Source organism: Mastigocoleus testarum BC008 (assembly GCF_001456025.1).
Taxonomy (GTDB): domain Bacteria; phylum Cyanobacteriota; class Cyanobacteriia; order Cyanobacteriales; family Nostocaceae; genus Mastigocoleus; species Mastigocoleus testarum.
Map to the genome: position 1 here is coordinate 1 of NZ_LMTZ01000152.1, position 18848 is coordinate 18848.

The 18848-nt window shown below is 37.3% G+C and carries 9 protein-coding genes; 4 read left to right on the forward strand and 5 right to left on the reverse strand.

Annotated features, from left to right (window positions below; genetic code table 11):
• Positions 1-411: 411 nt before the first annotated feature.
• Positions 412-1215 (forward strand): SH3 domain-containing protein, encoded by an 804-nt coding sequence (locus tag BC008_RS41170; RefSeq protein ID WP_058184653.1) that lies wholly within the window; start codon positions 412-414, stop codon positions 1213-1215.
• Between the two features lie 511 nt (positions 1216-1726).
• Positions 1727-2881, forward strand: coding sequence for a YncE family protein (locus tag BC008_RS41175; RefSeq protein ID WP_036266773.1), 1155 nt, complete (start codon positions 1727-1729; stop codon positions 2879-2881).
• A 110-nt stretch (positions 2882-2991) separates the two neighbouring features.
• Here BC008_RS41175 and BC008_RS41180 read toward each other — a convergent pair whose 3' ends face one another.
• A complete protein-coding gene (locus BC008_RS41180; protein WP_027844923.1) occupies positions 2992-3393 on the reverse strand; it encodes a fasciclin domain-containing protein in 402 nt (133 codons plus the stop codon).
• 360 nt (positions 3394-3753) lie between these two features.
• Between BC008_RS41180 and BC008_RS41185 the strand changes: the two genes are divergently transcribed.
• Entirely contained in the window at positions 3754-5415 is a 1662-nt protein-coding gene (locus tag BC008_RS41185; protein ID WP_058184654.1) for a CHASE2 domain-containing protein, read from the forward strand.
• A 23-nt stretch (positions 5416-5438) separates the two neighbouring features.
• Positions 5439-6275: a DUF928 domain-containing protein gene (locus tag BC008_RS41190; RefSeq protein WP_058184656.1), complete on the forward strand. Its 837-nt coding sequence runs from the start codon at positions 5439-5441 to the stop codon at positions 6273-6275.
• 35 nt (positions 6276-6310) lie between these two features.
• Here the strand turns inward: BC008_RS41190 and BC008_RS41195 are convergent, their stop codons facing one another.
• From BC008_RS41195 to BC008_RS41210, 4 genes are all read right to left on the reverse strand, one after another.
• Positions 6311-10852 carry a CHAT domain-containing protein gene (locus BC008_RS41195; protein WP_058184658.1) on the reverse strand — a complete coding sequence of 1514 codons (4542 nt, stop codon included), beginning with the start codon at positions 10850-10852 and terminating at the stop codon, positions 6311-6313.
• A gap of 582 nt (positions 10853-11434) precedes the next feature.
• Entirely contained in the window at positions 11435-13051 is a 1617-nt protein-coding gene (locus BC008_RS41200) for an FAD-dependent monooxygenase (protein WP_036266774.1), read from the reverse strand.
• A 145-nt stretch (positions 13052-13196) separates the two neighbouring features.
• On the reverse strand, positions 13197-16553 hold the full coding sequence (locus tag BC008_RS41205; protein WP_027843588.1) for a ferritin-like domain-containing protein: 3357 nt from the start codon (positions 16551-16553) through the stop codon (positions 13197-13199).
• 575 nt (positions 16554-17128) lie between these two features.
• Positions 17129-18643, reverse strand: a complete 1515-nt coding sequence (locus tag BC008_RS41210; RefSeq protein ID WP_027843587.1) for a flavin monoamine oxidase family protein — start codon at positions 18641-18643, stop codon at positions 17129-17131.
• Between the last annotated feature and the right edge of the window lie 205 nt (positions 18644-18848).

An 18848-nucleotide genomic window follows, 5' to 3' on the forward strand; every position in this document is an offset into this window, starting at 1 on the left:
GTGGTAAAAAGTACTTTTTTACTCTTTTATTATTGATTTATTTAAGTAATTACCGATTGTGACAGTTAGAGTGCGGAAGATGGGTTTATTATCGCCTTCCGATCCCCTTACCCTCCTTGAAAAGGACGAAAATTAATTCAAATTTCCCTTTTTAACGGGATTTAAAGGGGATATAATTATTTTTTACTTAAGATTGTAATTTAAAATCCGAGAGACAACTAAAATCCGCGTTTTAACTGTGCATTTTTGATATTATAATTTTTTGTTTTTAAGTATAAACACTTATGTATGAGGTGAATTTTGAATCCTTAACATAAGTTATTAATGTTACATTATCTTTATATGCCTTGATTTTCTGGTGGCATAGTAATAGTTATAAATCATACAATCTTCAAAGTGGTAAGAATTGTCATGGATAATTTAGCATTGTTGATTAGTTATGCCGAGAACGAAAGAGATTCTGTTGTGAGTTCTCATGCTGCACAAACTGGAGCCGCTAAAAAACAAGGTTGGAAAAATCCTAAAGTATGGTTGAGTCTTATAGGTTTTTGTTTATCTTTATTCACTGTTTGCTTATCTGGAGCCGTAGCAGAAGCTGCTCCTGTTAGAGTGAATGCTCGTAGTGGATTGAATGTCCGTACGAGACCAACTACGAGTTCTCGTGTTGTCAGAACTTTATATAACGGACAGGCTGTTAACACAAGTGGGCGCGTATCTAACGGTTGGGCACAACTTGATAATGGTGATTGGGTTGTTCAGAGGTACTTGACTTACATCAATAGCGGTGGTGGTACCGGTGGTGGAAGTCGAGTCGCAAGAGTACAATCGGTGTCTGGAGTAAATGTGCGTAGTGGTCCAAGTACCAGATACAGAAGAATCAATGGCTTAAGAAACGGAACTGAAGTGAGAACAAGTGGTCGCACATATGGTGACTGGGTTCAATTAGCTAATGGTTATTGGATACATGGGGATTACTTAAGCTTCGGTCCCCGTTCTGGTGGTGGTACTGGTGGTGGTACTCGTACCTCATTTATAAGGTATGTAAGTTCATATACTAGTGGAGCAAATATCCGTAGTGGTCCGGGTACTAATTACAGTAGGGTCAATTATTTTTCCAATGGTACACCACTAAGTCTTACTGGTCGTTCCTCTAATGGCTGGTATGAGCTTACCGGAGGTCGTGGTTGGATTTCTGGTAATTTACTTCGGGTTTAATGAAGATATTTGACTAGTGGAATTTACGAGTGTGTTTATAAAAAATCAAACAGGGTGTAGGACTGCAAAACTTTAATTTATTTTTTTTGAACGGTTCAATCTTAGCTAGAATCCAATATCTGTAGTAATTAGATGACAGTATATTGGATTAATTTCAAATGTATACATATTATTAATATAATTCCCTCCAATAACTAAGATGTGGAGGGAGTTTTATTTGTTGTTATTAGATAGGTAGGGGTTTTTGGAATAAGCCAGAATTTTGTTTCTTGTTCGAGAACTGAGTTTAAGAATTATTAATACCTGAACTACTAATAAAAAACACAAATCTGCAAAATATTTTGTTGGAGTTATCTTGCTAAACTTGTTACGTAAAGTTGTTTTTCTTATTCCATTCACTTCAATAAATTCTATCCCTCAATACTTATAAATTAGAGACAATATTGTTACCGAAATTTATATTTATTGCTTTAAAAGTGTGAATACAATTGGATAGAAAAAAAGGTGTGAAATGTTCAGATTTTCGTCTCACTGGATGCAATCCCCTTGGAAACAACTTGTATTAGGTTGTGCGATTGCAGTTATTTTAATAACAACTACAATTTTGCCATTAAAAGCAAACATCATTGAGATGCGTCCCGGTACTCCAGCATCTCCCACTGGATCTCGAATCGCAGTTGCAAATAGAGGTACAAATACTGTCACATTAATAGACATAAAAAGTGAAAGAACCATCGATCTGATTCTGGAAAAAGGATCCGAGCCGATGTACGCACAGAATACCTTTTTTACTGATGAGATATGGCTGGGAGATAGAGGGAATAACAGAGTACTTGTATACGATGCATTACGACTGCGCCGAAAAGCTGAAATTCCCACAGGAAGAGGTGTTTTCCATATGTGGAATAATGGAACACTCGGTCAGATGTGGGTGGTAAATGATATCGATAAAACTATGACAGTCATTGATTTGAGAATGAAAAAGGTATTAGCAACTGTATCAATACCTGCAGACCTCGCACCAAATTTTAAACCCCACGACGTTACGGTAACCTCTGATAGTGCAATTGTTTCTCTGCTCAGTGCTAATGGTTCTGATGAAGGATGGCTGATTAAATATAGTGGAGAGAGTTTTCAAGAAACCAATAGAGTTAAGGTGGGAGGAGATCCGCATCTTTTTTATTGGGGATTTTCCGATAGTTTGCTCTATGTCGCTACACAAATCGATGGAAAAGTGTTGAAAATGGATCCATCAACATTGGAGTTACTCGGGGAAATCGATATACCAGGAGCTCACGGAATATGGGCTGATGAGTCTGAAACAAATCTTTATGTTACAGATATTGAGAGTTCTGATGGGAAAAATTCCGTGTATACGATTGATTTAGCATCCTTCAGTCTTGTTCCTGGAACTCCTGCTGATGCTCCCTTACCATTTCCGCACAATGTTATGGTTTCCCTCGACAACAAAAAGCTATTTATCACCCATAGTCAAGATTCTGAATTTACTTCGATTTACGATCTTGATAAAACTGGAGTTCCTGAGGATAGCCGCATTATCAAGACTGGTGCTACTCCATTTGGGATTATGTTGGTTCGCGACCCTGTTGCCTATAAGTGTGAAAAGAGGAATGCATACAGGAAACGGTGTAAACTGTATCGGTAAGTTTTTTCTCAATAAGTTATTAAGGATAATAAATCTTATCAGCTTTTGCAGTCAAGTGGACTCGTTAAACTAAGAATCCCCGTCCTCATAGGACGGCGGAGTGTCAAAAATCAACCCATAAGAATTACCTTGTCAATCACATGAATTACACCATTATCAGCTTCGATATCTGCTGCTAAAACTGTGGCATTTTTCACTTCAAATCCATTAGTACAATTAATATTAATAGTAGAGCCTTCCACTGAATTTACAGTTTTCAATTTTGCTAAATCGGCTTGCATTAATTTACCCGGTACAACATGATATGTGAGAATTCTTGCTAGCTGGGGAGTATTTTGCAGCAGAGTTTGAATAGTTCCTGGAGGTAATTTTGCAAAAGCTTCATCATTGGGTGCAAAAACTGTAAAAGGTCCAGTACTTTTTAATATTTCTACTAAATTAGCAGTTTGTACAGCTTGAACTAAGGTACTAAAAGAGTCATCACTAACAGCAATATCAATTATATCTGCCATGTTTTTACCATTAATCTAGTAAGTATAATATGCAGTATACGGAAAACAAACACCTAATTTTAACAGTGTTTCTTGGCCTGTAAAAGTTTTAGGGTTTATGGCAAGATATAATTGTTACCTCTAAAAGAGCTACACCCAAATCATTTATACTTTGATGAAGACCAGTTGGCATCACGCTTTTTGGAAAAGTATGTCTACCAAAACACTGATTTATTCCTGAACTATCAACAAACTCAGCCATACTTTTTATAATGGTTAATGAAGACTTGACTTGATTGATTTTCAAAGGAATGAGATAAGCATTAACATTTAGAAGTAAGAGGACGGGACAAATAAAGAGTGACGGGTATTACATAAAGTATGGATTTATCTGGTGGAGAACGGAAACAATTGCAAGAAGTTTTAATGAATGCTTTTCCCAATAGGGGGTCATTAAAGCAAATGCTATCTTTCCACCTAAATAAAAATCTACATGAAATTGCCTCAGAAGCTAATTTAAGTCAGGTAGTCTTTGAGTTAATAGAAAAAGCCGAATCAGAGAATTGGTTAGAAGATTTAGTTCTTGCAGCACGAAAGGCAAACCCTGCTAACGAAAGATTAAAATATCTAGCAAAAAGTTTAGGTATTCCTTTATCAAGTGAGAAGGAAATTTTTGCATCAAATTCCAGTCAGGAAACTGCCCAAGCACCTCCCAATACTACCGTTGAGATAGATATAAATAAGCCAGCATCTCCATCGCCAAAGGGTAGATTAACAAGATTCGTTGAACGAATTCGCCAGCCGGTGTTTAGTGGTTCTGGTTTCCGAACTCTGCTATTGGTGAGTTTGATGATCGCGGGTGGGTTAGTGGTGCTACGTTTTTTTGGTCTGATGGAATGGTTAGAGTTAAAGACTTTTGATCACCTGATACAAATCAGACCATTGAATGAAGGAGTCGATTCACGCTTGCTAATTATAGAAATCACTGACGAAGATATTAAGGCTCAAGATAAACGCCAAGAGCAGGGACAGGGATTTGCTTTAAAAGATGCTTCTCTCAATCGCCTTTTGGAAACCCTAGAGAAATATAACCCTCGACTAATTGGTTTGGATGTATACCGTCCCTATAATGCTGACCCCAATTTGCCAGGGTTATTAAAGCGCCTGGGAAAACCAAATGTTTTTGCAGTTTGCAAAGTACCTGATATCGATCACCAAGGGAAGCAAATTGGACATACCAGTGTCGACCCACCTAAAGAAGTAGCTAAAGAACGTGTTGGTTTCAGTGATTTTGTTACTGATAGAGACGGAATTGTGCGCCGATATCTGATGGTTGTAGAGGGAATTTCTGGTTCTAATTGTCAAGCTAAGCAGTCTTTTAGTTTTTTGTTGGCGCGTCGTTATCTGGAATTGGAGTTGAGGGAAAACAGTAATTATCAAGATCCTTTTAAATCTGGGGATAATCTACAACTTGGTGGTATTACTTTCCCGCAACTACAACCTTTTACTGTGGGTTATCAAGATGTGGACGCTTCTGGTTTTCAGATTTTGTTAAATTACCGTGCTACTGGTTCTGGAGTCGAAAACATTGCTAAAAGGAAGACTCTGGAAGATATCTTAAACAATCGCTTTGACGAGCAAGATGTACGGGACAAGATTGTTTTAATTGGTGGGACTGCCACTCAAGGAATCAATGATAATTGGTCTACACCCTATGGTACAATTCCCGGTGTTGTGGTAAATGGTCACATGATCAGTCAAATTCTCAGTGCCGTACTCGATGAGGTACCTTTATTGCAGGTTTGGTCACAACCAATAGAAATCCTCTGGATATGGGGTTGGTCCTTCTTCGGTGGTGTGTTTGCACTATACTCACCTTCGTTAAGAGATTTGGGAATAGCTACCGGCTGTGGGATCCTAGTTTTATATATGACTTCTATAATTTCTCTTACTGTTGCTAGTATATGGATTCCTTTGATTCCACCTGTACTGGCTTTTGTCTCTACTGGAAATATATATTTTGTTTTCCTTGACCGTAATTAAACTGTACATCAGGCGAGGAAACTATGAACCGACTACATTTCCCTTCCCGAAAAGTAATTTTTGCTTTTGTGCTAATTTTTGTATTGACTAATTTGCTGGTTTACGTACCATCAGTTCAAGCACAATCCCAGCGTAGACCTGGCTTGATTGAGAAAATTAAACGGTTTTTCTTTGGTATTCGTCCTGGAGGGACACCTACTGGTCGTAAGCGAGGAGGAGCGGTACGCGATCGCTGTCCAAATGTAGTTCAACCGCTGACAGCTTTGGTTCCTGCAACAGATGAAGGATTTCCTTATGTTGAGCAAACAATTGCTAAATATCCTACTTTCTGGTTCTATATTCCCTACTGGTCATCCTATCAACGTGATGCAGAGTTTGTGCTAATTGATGAAAAAGAAGATGATGTCTATTATGCTACTTTTCCATTAAAACAAGAGCCAGGAATTGTTAGCCTACAACTACCAAAAATAATGCTTCCGCTACAGTCAGGAAAAAAATATCGCTGGGTTTTTTCTGTGATCTGCAATCCAGATAACCGCTCTGCAGATGCAACAGTTAATGGTTGGGTTGAGCGCATTCCTGTTAGTCCTAACTTAAGTAATCAGTTGCAAGCAGCTTCCCCTAGGGAGGAAGTCTTGGTTTATACTGATGCTAAATTATGGTATGAAGCACTAACTACTCTTGCTGAGCTTCAGCGTACTAATCCACAAAATCAAGAAATACAAACAGATTGGGCTAATTTATTACAAATACTTGATTTGTCTGAGACTGTTCCCCAAACTTGGACTACCTATTTTCTTCCCAATCCATCTAGAAGGGAACGGGGAACAGCTAAATATAACTCGATAGTAAACATATAAATATATAAATAATTTCATTAAACAAATTTACCTATTTATTTCCACTCTCCTTGAATGGTAAAAGCAGCCCAGTAATAAGGATTTTGCCACTGTTGTTCTCGCCACATAGCTAGTTGGGCTGCTCGTAATGCTTTTGCTGGTGGAAGCTTGTCTTTGAGAACGCCTTGATAGAAGCGTTTCATCAGTTCTGTTGTTGCTCGATCGTCTACACTCCACAAGCTCACCATTACGCGCTTTGCGCCACTGTACATCAAGCCACCAGTTACACCAATCAACCCCTCACCTTTAACTTGTTTACCCAAACCTGTGCGACAACCGCTTAAAGTTACCAAGTCTGCTGATAAGTTAAGTTTGAAGAAATCAGGTGTGGATAAGAGACTTCTTTGAAATTCCCCTTGTTCATTTACTAAAGATAGGATAACACCAGAGCGCTCTGGCGTCTGAGAGTCAAGAATACCATGGGTCGCAAGGTGAATATAGCGATACTGGCTAAATTCTGGAGCAAATACAGCTTTGCGATTAGCAGCAAAATCAAATTTTTGCAATTGCTCAGGTGGAGGTACCAGAGACGCAATTTCTTCTGCTTCTTTACGGGTGTTAGGTAGTCGGGGATAAAGCTGTTCAACTACAACATTATTATTACTTTTAACTCCCATAGCATTAGACAAAGTTGATAACTTTTGCTGCGACTGGTAATCAGTTTGATTTAACTTGCGCGTAAGTCTTTCATCTCCCCTACTAAAGATCGGATCTGCTAATACAGCCAAAGTTTTGCTTGGTGGTTGGCGCTTTTCATTATTGCGCCTAATAACTGCAAGAGTGGAAGCTGAGGGAAGATTAACAATTTCATGTTTAACTAACAATGGCTCAACTAATAATGGCTCAACAGCAGCAGATGAACTGACTGTATTTAGAGACGTGGAGTTTGGAATAGGTAAGGCGCTAAAAGGAATATATTGCAGAATTCCATTTGCGACAATTAATAGGCGTTTGTTACCCAGCTGCTGAGAAACCTGTCCTAAGAGCATTTGGCTGAGTTTAACTCCTGATGCTGCTGCTTTGTTAGGTCTAATTCTTAAACTTGACACTGTCAAAAAGTCGTAAAATTGCTTTGCTGCTGCTTCAATATCAGCTCTCTTAGGTAACTCATAAGTTGTGATACTGTTTTTAGTAACAGCCCATAGATAGCTGCGTTCTTCCCCTAGGCTATACTCTAAAAGTAGCGTGTTATCATCGAGTAATTCCTGTTGAATCTTTTGAATTTGAGGCGGTTTGGCTAGTTCTATATAGTTGGGATTAGAATAGTCGGGATTAGAACTACTATTATTTTGAACTTTACCTTCAGGATTGCGACTATCCCTATTAATCATTGCCAGAAGACTACGAGCGTGCGACCGCTCACTAGCTTGTAATGCTTCTATATCGTAACCTGCTGAGGGGTTTTGTTGGTGTTGTTGCATTAGCAGATCGATATAAAAATCATAGTAATTTTGCTTTGATTCTAAATATTTAACTAGGTCAATATAGGATTTATATTCAGTCTGCTTTGGCTGTATTGTGGGGAAATCATCATCCTGGGTTTCTTTAGCTTCTTGAGCCTGAGCTTGGGCGCGTTCAGATTCAATCATTGCTATTGCTTTTTCAATCTCAGTTCTTGCTTGAGTCAAATTTCCTCGCTCACGTTCAGTAGTTGCAATTGCGAGATAAGTATCTGCTTCTTTGAAAATTTCCTCTTTAGCTTGCCATAATTTTAATGCTCGATTGTGAAATTCCAATGCTTTTTCATACTCTTGGTTCGCCCTATGAGCCTTAGCAATTAACGAGAGTGTTTCTCCATAAATATTCGCTGAATATGTGGAGTTGAAATAATCGATCAACATTTGTGACGATTCAACAATAGAGCCTAGGTTTTCTTGTTTGTCTTCTTCTGTAGATTTTTGATTGGAGTTTTGTACTAATGACAGGAATTTTGTAAATATATTTGTTATTTCTTGAGGGTCATATTTTTTGTAGATAGTGCTTTCATATGTAATGCTCAATCGTGACAATGCTAAATCTAGTGAAGTCAAGGCTTCTTGATTCTGTTGCAAATAAAGTTGATTTTTTGCTACTAAATTCAATAATTGTGCTTTTCCTATTTCTGCTGATTTATAAAAGCATAGATTATTTGTGACTTCATTTTTTTTATTCTTGAAAACTGCTTTTTCTTTATTAGCTTTAAAAACTAAGGTAGGAAATAATGTATCAAGGCATAAATCTTCTTTTTTTAATTTTTGGATGATTCCTAAAGCTTGATTGTATGATTCAATCGCTTCACTATTTTTCTTTGAGCTTGCTAAATTTTCGGCATCAATGATATGTTTAGCTAGGGTGATGTACTGTTTGATCTGTTCTTTAAGTTTCGGCTCAAAGTTGTACTGATTTACAAATTGGATTAGTTGTTTTTCAGACTGACTAATAATCTCTTCCAGTTGTAGCCCTGTAACAAACTTAATAGGAATTTGCCAAATATTTAGCAGTAAAGCCTTTGTAGTATCCCTGTTATCACTATAAATTAAATCAATAAAATTCGGTATTTCCTGCTCTGCAATGTTAAGTGATTGTTGTTTGTATTGCTTGCTTAACTGTTTGTTACCTAATTCCTCGTATATTATAGAAATCTGAAATAACAGCCAGCCATTCAATATATTTTTTAAAACATGACTATTTTCTCTTAAGAGGGTAAAGATTTCTTGATCGTTTTCTACAGTTTTCCAGAGTTCTAATGCATTACTAGAATAATATAGAGCCTGTTGATAATCACCAAATGACTGATAATGATGTGTAGCATTTAAGAATGTTACCACTCGCCAAAAGCGGCTATCTAAAATGCAGTTTGATAATTCATCATCTAATAGTTGGATTCCTGTGTATATATATGAACCACTAGCATCACTCATACCTAATCCAAAGAAAAAATGTGCTTTTTTCTCCAATCTTTCTGAAGATTGACGTTCAAGACATTCCTGAGATTGTCTTTCAATTTCAACAGGGTTTTGCTTTAGATTCTGTAATTGCAAAAGTGCCTGATTATATAATTCTATAGATTTATCTTTTTCGTCTAAATAACGGTAGTTGAAGGCAAGATTATTTATAGTTATTACTTCCCATAAAGGTTCATTAAGATATGAAAATATTTTCCTGGCTCGGCTGTAGTTATCTATTGCATTTTGATATTGATTAGTTTGCATATATGTATTGCCAAGATTGTTAAGTAATATGGCCTCCCCCAATTTATTTTTCTTCTGCTGATATATTTTCAGAGATTCTTGAAAATTGCTGATTGCTTGGTCATACTTGTCATATTTGTAATAAACATTACCTACGTTGTTATAAACTTTAGCGACTTCTATCTCCTGATTCTCTGACTGGAAAATTTGCAGTGCTGTTTGATATTTTTTAACCCCATCTTCATAGTGAATTTTATACTGACGATATAAGTATCCCAGTTTTTTTAATGCCTGAGCTTCCGCAATTCTATTTTTACTCGCTTGAGCAGTTTGCAATTCCTGCTGATACTTTAAAATTTCCGCTGCATCACCTGTTAATAGATTCTCAGCGAACTTTAAAACTACAATTTCTTTATTTTTATCTTGACCAGAAATGAATGAATAATTGGCGTGTTCAAAAATTCCCCAGCTTAACAACTTCTGTAAGCTTTTTACTGTTTGAGGATGATTAAAAACACTTCCTGGTTTTAAATCAATTTCTTTGAGAATAGCAGTAGTTAGTGTCTCACTGCTAATTGCTTCTTCTTTCTTGTCTTTATCTTTACCATCCTTATTCACAAATCGGACTTGAATATCTTCAATCACCCCTTCTGCTACTTGTAAGGTAACAACACCATCTTTGGAAACGATAGGTGAATCAACTACATTCGCTAGTACGTAACCTTGCTCTTCATACCACTTAATTAAATGCTTAATCCCATCTCGTAAGTCTTGCAAATTGAGTCTCTTACCGTACTGGGGACGAAAAATTTTATCCACAACCCCTAGTTTCAGCACCGAGGATACAGTACTAGGACTTACTTGCACTTTTACCTGACTTAAAACCGGGTTAAGCTTTACTTCAAAGGTTACTCGCACCCCTGATGGAGTGTCTTCTGGTACTGCTTGGACATTGGAAAAGAAACCCGTATCAAATATGGCATTTATATCTAATTCCAATTGAGAACGAGTTGTTGTACGTCCTGGTTTGGTCTTAACAATCTGGTAAATCTTATCGTTTAATTGTCCTTCTACCCCACTAACTACAACTTCACTTATCAATACTCTTGTTTCTGTTTTACTAGGTCCAGATTCATTAGATGGCTTTTCTGAAGTTGGCTTTTGAGAATCTTGTGCTAGGAATCTGGAGTGGTTTAACTTGGGTGGGATATATGTTTCAGTCTCTAATGAGAGTTCTTTGAGTTGTTTTACATCTTCTCCACGACTAACTGCCATTAAAGCTGAAAAACATAAAATGTTAATAGATAGAGGAAGACTATAAAAAGCAGAACTGAGAAGTAAACATTTCAGTAAAGAGTTTTTCTTCATATCTAAGAGTTATGACATCTTAATATATTCTTGAAATAAAAATTTATAATATATTAATACACATATAAACTTAGCATTATAAATTAACTCACAGATGTGGTTAATTGTATCAGATAATAGTTTTATATTTCTAGGACTTTTATAAATTAACAGGACTTACACAACTAAGATTTGTCATTACGACCGAAAGGCATTGCAGGAAAGCAATCTCACCTATTTTTAAAATTATGTTGCTATCACTAGCAATGGTATAATTACATTTATTTTGCGTAAGATATGATTAAGATACAAATGACATATTATTCATTGTAAATGAGTTTTCCCCCAATATAATTTAGTTTTATTTAAATTTATTGTATTTAATAATTTTAACTAATAATTCAGAAAACTTAAGAACTTAAAAACTCAATTAAATTAAAATATAAACGAAAGTTTATATTTTAATTTATGTTTCTATTTGTATATTTTTATTCCTGTTATTATGAATTAGGACTTACATATTTATAGTAGAAAATGGGATGATTTATAATTATGGAAAAGATTTTATTTCCCAGTTTTTTACCGAAAAGTAAGTCCTAAAACCTATACAAACTCTCCTCGTACCTGATCGATGATAGCTAGAGGATTATCCGGTAAAATATCACCTCTCCAAGCAACATGACCGTCAGGTCTAACTAAGACATATGCTTTTTCATAGAGTTGAGCAACTTCAGGATTATCGATCGCATGTAATTTAAGAGGTACACTCCGTTTTTCGCATGCTGTGACAAAAGTTTCTAATCCTTCTTTTCCTTTAAAGCTAAGTAATACAAATCCATGACCGAATAAATCTAAAGTTGATTTTCCAGGTTCTAACCAAGCATGGGGTGCGCGACAACCAGGATAACTAGTTTGAGACCATTGGAAAGGATCTTCACTAGGTAGATTAATATTATCTTCAATAACGATAGGGGATTGATAACGAAAGCCAAAATGAACTCCGGGAGCGTCGAATTCACGCTTAACTCCACTGCGTTCCATCCCTTCAGCCATTTTTTGGCGCATTTCCCGACCTTGGGGAGAATCGCTGGCGATCGCTGGAGGTATACTACGTTTTTGGGTACGTTGAAGATTGGCGTTTGCTTGCTCGAGATTTCGTACTGCGATGGGACGACGTTCAGTTTCGTAGGTGTCGAGTAGTTTTGAACCTCCCCAACCTTTGATGGTTGCAGCAAGTTTCCAACCCAAATCAACAGCATCAGCGATACCAGTATTCATCCCGAAACCACCGGAGGGTGAAAGTGTATGAGCAGAATCACCAACAAAGAATATGCGTCCATCACGGAAGGTATCTGCAACTCGGTGGGTTAAACGCCATGGCATATTAGAAATAATTTTATATGGGGTATCGATGGATATAGCAGCAGCGATCGCTTCTTGTGCATCGTAGATTTTGCCATCTTCCTGGGGTTTTAAAATTAGGCGATATTTACCTTTTCCATCTACAGCACGCAAAGGCTCTTGAATAATTGGGTTGACTAAGAAGAAAACCATAGCATTATTTGGGCCTAGCAGATCGGGAAGTTGGGGTGCTTCAAAAACAACACTTTGAAATACTTGGGTTTGATGAAAAGTTTGAGCGCCGATTCCAGATTGCTTACGTATTTGACTGCGAGCGCCATCACAAGCAATTATATATTGAGCTTCAATAGTTTGTGTGTTTCCAGATTTTGAACTTCCAGACTCTAAATTGGTTATTTGAGCAACTATACCTGTTTCATTTTGTGTAAAACTTTCTAAACGAGAAAGAAATTTGAGATTTCCTTGGGGGTATTCTCCCAGAGAATTGATAAATTTGGGAGCAAACCAGTCTTGGGGACAAACCTGTTCGGTTTCTGGACTGTATTCGGGTAAAGACCGTTGCGCATAGGATGGAAACTTGATGCGGAAAATTTCCTTCCCACCGACAGATGTAACCCAAGCTACATCTAGAGTATGTTCTTTAGGCCAACCTGCGTTACGTATTGCTTCAGAAATTCCCCAGCGACGGCAAAATTCCATCGACCTGGGACCGACTGTGCTAACTTTTGGGTCAGTAACAACACCGTCAGTTTGCTCTAAAACAATACAATCTATACCTTGGTAGCGTAGTTCGGATGCGATCGCCATACCGACGGGACCACCACCGACAATTAAAACTTCTGTTTTGATAGTGTTCATTATTGGTAATGAGTAATGAGTAATAAGTAATAAGTAACAAGTAACAAGTAATAAGTAATGAGTTACTACTTCTGACTCCTGATTTCTGTACAGACGTAGCATGCTACGTCTCTACGACTCCTGACTCCTGACTCCTGACTTCCTACTACTTTTCTACAAGTTTTTGAAAGAATTCAATATAAAAATCAAACATTTCTGAAACTGTTGTGGGAATCACCTCACACTGGCGCGAGCGTCGGGCTAAACTTTCAAACTCCCGTGATATTCTTTTATAAGCAATTTCTGGATCGGCGATATATATCGCCATAGGTATTTCAAAAGATGGTCCTGCTGTTTTACCCCGTTTCCCAGAAGGTAAAGTCATTAATAGTTCGCCCAGAGGACGCATCATACCTGTCATAATATCAATGCTGGCATTCATTAGTTTGGAACGTCTTAAACTTGCATTGGGATTTAGACCAAAGTGTTGCACCATTAATTGCATCATTAAGAAGTAACAGCGATTGAAAATTTCCATTACTTCTCGGGTTTGAGGTACGGTAACAATATTGGAATGATAATCTTGATAGTTAAGGGTAGGGTTACGCAAGGAAGGATAAGCAGGGTTCCAGGGTAGTAATCTTTGTGTGGAAGTTTTTATAAAGTTTTTTGTAGAAATATGTTGTAAGTGCTGTTGGGAAAGCTTTTGTGCAATACCTTGAAATTGTTGATAGTGGGATTTTTCAAACTTGGGTGAGTTTGGATCGCATCCTTCTCCTTGCTCGACAATAAAGTCGATCGCAAATAGAGCGCTTTCTACATCATCTACTTGAAATTGGAAGTGGGGGTGTTTTTTGTTAGTCTCCTCTCGTAAAAATAAATGATGTTCGCCTCCCGTACTACCTTTTTTAACAACAAATAAATCGGGAATAGTTTCAATCGCTTGTCTAATTTGACGATATAACTCACTTAAAGAACCGTAACCATGTAAGAGATCTGCTTTTGGGTCTTCAAGTACAACTTCATTAGTTAAATCTTCCTCTAAAAAGTCAGGCATTTCAAACCGAATAAATCGTTGAATTGAGGAAGCATTCAAAGGTTCTAGAGCAAAATCGACTTCAATTGGGAAACGACGATTAATTTCGCTGAAATTCGGTGTTGCAGCATAAAAAGGTTCTCCCATAGCCATCAAGATATTATTCACCATCAAGAAGTGAATCATTTCTTCGTGACAAACTTCCAGAAAAACACCGCGCATTCCGTAATCCCGGACTTCTTTCCCATCTCCGCAAGCTAAATGTAATTGTTCTTGGGTCCATAAACCTCGGCGCACATACTCTTCACCTGTGACATAATTGGGTATGGAATAACCTGCATAGATATATTGCAGCATCACCGCAACTTCCAACTCTGCAGCATGATGTAATGCGCTAACTAACTCTTCTCGTGTTTTTAGTTCCCGTTGGATACTCTTAGGTTTTGGAGTTGCTTGGGGAACATAACCCACTTGCTGTTGATTTTGCAAAAATTTACGCAGGAGCATGGCTTTAGGTTCTGACATATCCCTTGTTGGCGGCATATAATAGGTTTTGTTTTTATTTTTGGGATCTGACATTTGCCACATCAAACGGGAGTAAGTTTCAACTTTACATTTGTCAGCCAGACTAAAAACTTCTGCTTTCATAAAAGAGAAGCATTGTTCGTAGTAAGCCAAGATATGTTGATAAATAAAGTCAAAATCTACTGCTCCATCGGGGGTTTGTGCTAGTAAATCCCAGTCATCTGGTAATACTCGCAGGTTGAAGGAACCTACACTAGACCAAAATCCTAATTTATTCTCGTTATCGTAGGCTGTAATAGCTTCATTTGTCCCTAATTCATTTGCTTGAGTTGAAAGTAATACCCGTGCTGTACCTGGTTGGAAACCGCGTATGCTCACCCAAGTACGTCCATCCTTACCAGTGGAAATTCTACATTTAGGGGAAAAATGTCCAATTTCTTCTTGTTTTCCTGGCTTGAAATGAACAATATCTATTTCATTGCTGGGGGGATAATTAAATTCTTGACCGATATTACTTTGATCTTGCTCAAATTTATAACGAAGTTGGGGGAGTGCTTCTGGATTATAGAATTGATGTAAGTAAATATTTTCAATTGCTTGGGGACGTCCTCTAAAAAAGGAAAATACTTCTACTTCTACAGCATAATCTTCACCATTTTGCCAATCTGGACATTCAATAAATAGACAAGCGTCATCTATCTGTAGATTTATTTCTTTCTCTCGAACTAAAATTTGTTGTTGTCCGTCGGCTTGATTTCTAACAATATATAAACCCTGATTTTCTATCTCGTCTTGAATCTCTTCAAATTCTGCCGATAGGGGGACATCGATAATCCCACTGCTGAGCTGATAAACTTGTTTTTGATAAAGTTCCTCGGGAATTTTAGCGATTAATCGTTGAGTATCAATCGTACGCAATTCTAAGTTCCCTAACTTGAGTTTACCCTCGATACTGTGGGTGGGACCAGGTCCTGCTTTGGGAGAGCGTCCCACACAAGGTACTGCTGCGATCGCATTTAAACTCACACCTTGGGGAGTAATTTTTAAACTCAGATTAGATAAATTTTGTGGGGATGACTTATCCCCAGTTACAAGACTATCGGGAATCAAAAGACGACCGTGGGGGTAACTTTTCATCTCTCCCACACACCACAAACCAATTGTGCCATGTAATTCCCAAAAGCTAGGGGAATCGGGTTTGATGGGAGTAGACATATTACTAATGCTAAACTGCACCACCAATCCCAAAACATCGTCTCGCTCCATTGCTTCTCGCAACAGGGACACAGTCGGTGAAAGTTCTGCTTCCTTCATCCAGAGAAAATCTGCAGCATTTTTATCTACTGCAAATTGATACACCGCCGCTTTTTTAAATTCCTTATTGAGACAATGTTCTGGTAATTCCCGAATATAGTCAAAATTTTGCCAACGAGGAGTCTGAAGACCTTCTACAGGTCCAGAAAACATATTTGGTCGCTCTCCAGCGTCACCTTCCCTTCCAAAGGTAAACTGTCCGAGCATGATTGTTGTTGTCCAATTGGAAGCTGGGTCGCAATCAAATATCCGAGCGCGGTTAACGGTGGTACCTAGATATTCGTTGTAATGACCCCACATATCAACCTTACGCCCTACTACCGGATCCTTTTGGTCGATTTGTCCAAACTCACCTTGGGTACTAATAATTTTGGCATCAATTACAAAGTGACCATTTCCACCAAAATCCCAACCCATAGCCATGCTGAATGGACCATTATCATCTTTTTGTCCTTCAGAGTTAAATTTTGCTCCCTTATTGTAAAGATAGTCGTGATATTCAGATGCTTTATGACGATAATCAAAAGGTTCACCGTTCATATAAGCTGTATTAGTACTTAAATCCACTTCCTTATTTTTATTTCCTGTGGGAGCGTGGATACGAGCTAAACCCTGAAAGTGCAAGCGAGGAAAGTCTAAAATACTCATTTTAAATATGGAAATGGGATGACTGATTGGTAATTTAAATAGGTGATATGTTTTTATTTATTTAGTTAATAAAGTACTTTAAAAAAGTCTAGAATCATTGAAAATTATAGTTATAGTAACTATTTTCTTTGATGTAGTACTCTATAGGACCTGTTTAACTAGTTTGAAACTCAAAATAATGTATTGTAAAACCAACTATTTAAAATAATTAACTATAGCTAAATGATTAAAAATAATTGGTTTTAATATCGGTTAACAGATTTACTTTATAAGTATGGGAAATATAATTAGCAGAAAGCGATAGAAGCACACTTTATCAAATTTTAATTAGGTGATTTTGACTTGGAAATTTCCAATCGGGTTTGTTATCGTGCATAAATTTTCCTTTCATAGAATGTTCTCCGTCGTAACTTACAAGTAGACTATTGTGCTTCCTTAAAATTACATAGAGTAAAGTGGATGATATTTATGCACTTATTCTTAACGACATTAGATAATTTTTATTAGAACAACAAATTCCAAATACAAATTCCAAATACAAATTCAAAGAAAATATTCCAAGAACAAGACTTACTTTATGCTGCAAAGATATTAATACTGTTCGCTCTCACCGGTAAGATGCAAGAAGCATCCAAAGATTTATCCAAACGAGGTTTGTGAGTAACAATGTCATATACGGCTTCAAGTGCAGACTCTAAAGAACCTTGAATCCATGCAGGAAAGCGAGAACAATGTTCCCCAGCAAAGAAGAGAGTGTTTTGAGGTCTTGCTGCTTCTAAATAATTGATTGTGTGCTTCGACTCATCACCATCCCAATGAATTGTACATCCACCAGCACTCCACTTATAATTACCCCAAGCAATGGAAGCTTCATCTACAACCATTCCTTCTTCTTGAATTTCTGGGTGAATTTTTCCAACCACCTTTTTTACGTAATCATAACGTTCTTGCTCCACCATTGCGCCCATTTTGTCGGCATCCTCGCCAATGCTGTAACTTGCTAACATGGTGGTATTACCTTTTACTGAAGGATAGTAAGTTTGACGAATACCTTCACCACTAAAGGATGCTCCACCTCGAATTCCATCTTTTTCCCAAAATCTTTGAGCGCAGTTAAATGCAACTTTTGTCGCTGGACAATAAACTGTGTTATGAATAGATTCCAATTTTTTGCGATCAAAGCCAACTAATTCTAATTTTCTCAATACTGAGAAAGGAATCGTACATAATACATAGTCACAATTACTGCTATAAAATTCTCCATTCTTTTGTAAGGAGACTCTCACACTATTTTTACAAACTTGTAAACCAGTAACTTCAGTATTGCAATTGATATTCCCTTTAATAGAAGCAACAAGGCGATCAATAATTTGTTCTGTTCCTCCTGCAATTTGCAATAGATCGTGACTGGTTTCAATTAAAATATCACTGAGAAACATATCCAGTGCTTGGGAACATTTTGCCCGAAAACTAGGATTTTCCTTAATGAAATTCTGTAAATCTATGGTCTCGCCATCTTCACTAAAGTAAGGTGTCAAATCTAACCGTTCTAATTCACCCATCAAGTGAGTTTGTAAATCCCGTTCCAGACTTTTTCTTAAGCTTTCAGGAGATATCGCATTAACAATCGTTTGTAACCAAGCAGCAAAGAATCTTGTTTGTTCGCTATAACGTTCATCCTTAAAAATTCCTTGATACTGTTCTTGCAAAACTCTAGGTGCATCCTTCATCCGGAAAACTTTTCCTTCCATATTCATCAAAGCGTTTTGTTCCTCAAAAACAGTTACAAACTTACAAAGTTTGTCACCCAATCCCATTTCCCGAACATAGTGGAGAGTATATTCGTGATCTGAGGGGATACGCATTGCACCTAATTCCCCGTAAGCTGCATCTTCACCATCTCCAAAACGGTGAGTCCAAATTCGACCACCGATGCGATCGCTAGCTTCAATAATTTCGACTGTGTGACCTAAACGTTCTAATTCATATGCTGCAACTAAGCCTGCAATACCTGCGCCGAGAATGAGAATTTTCTTACCTGTTGTATGATTCCTCAATCGGCACATATCTAGCATTGTTTGAATATCCATAATTCTGATCCTCTACCTGAGTACAATCTGTATTTTTTAGTTTGCGGCTATCTGACCGCCTCTTTTTATTCGTTAGAGAAAGCGCAAATTTTTTATGCAGCGAAGAAGGAGTAAACAAGGAAATTTTGAGAACTTTTTTGCTTAAATGCTTAGCGTTATTGAATAATTAGCAACTTTACAATTTTAGTAGAGTTCGTTTTTGAAC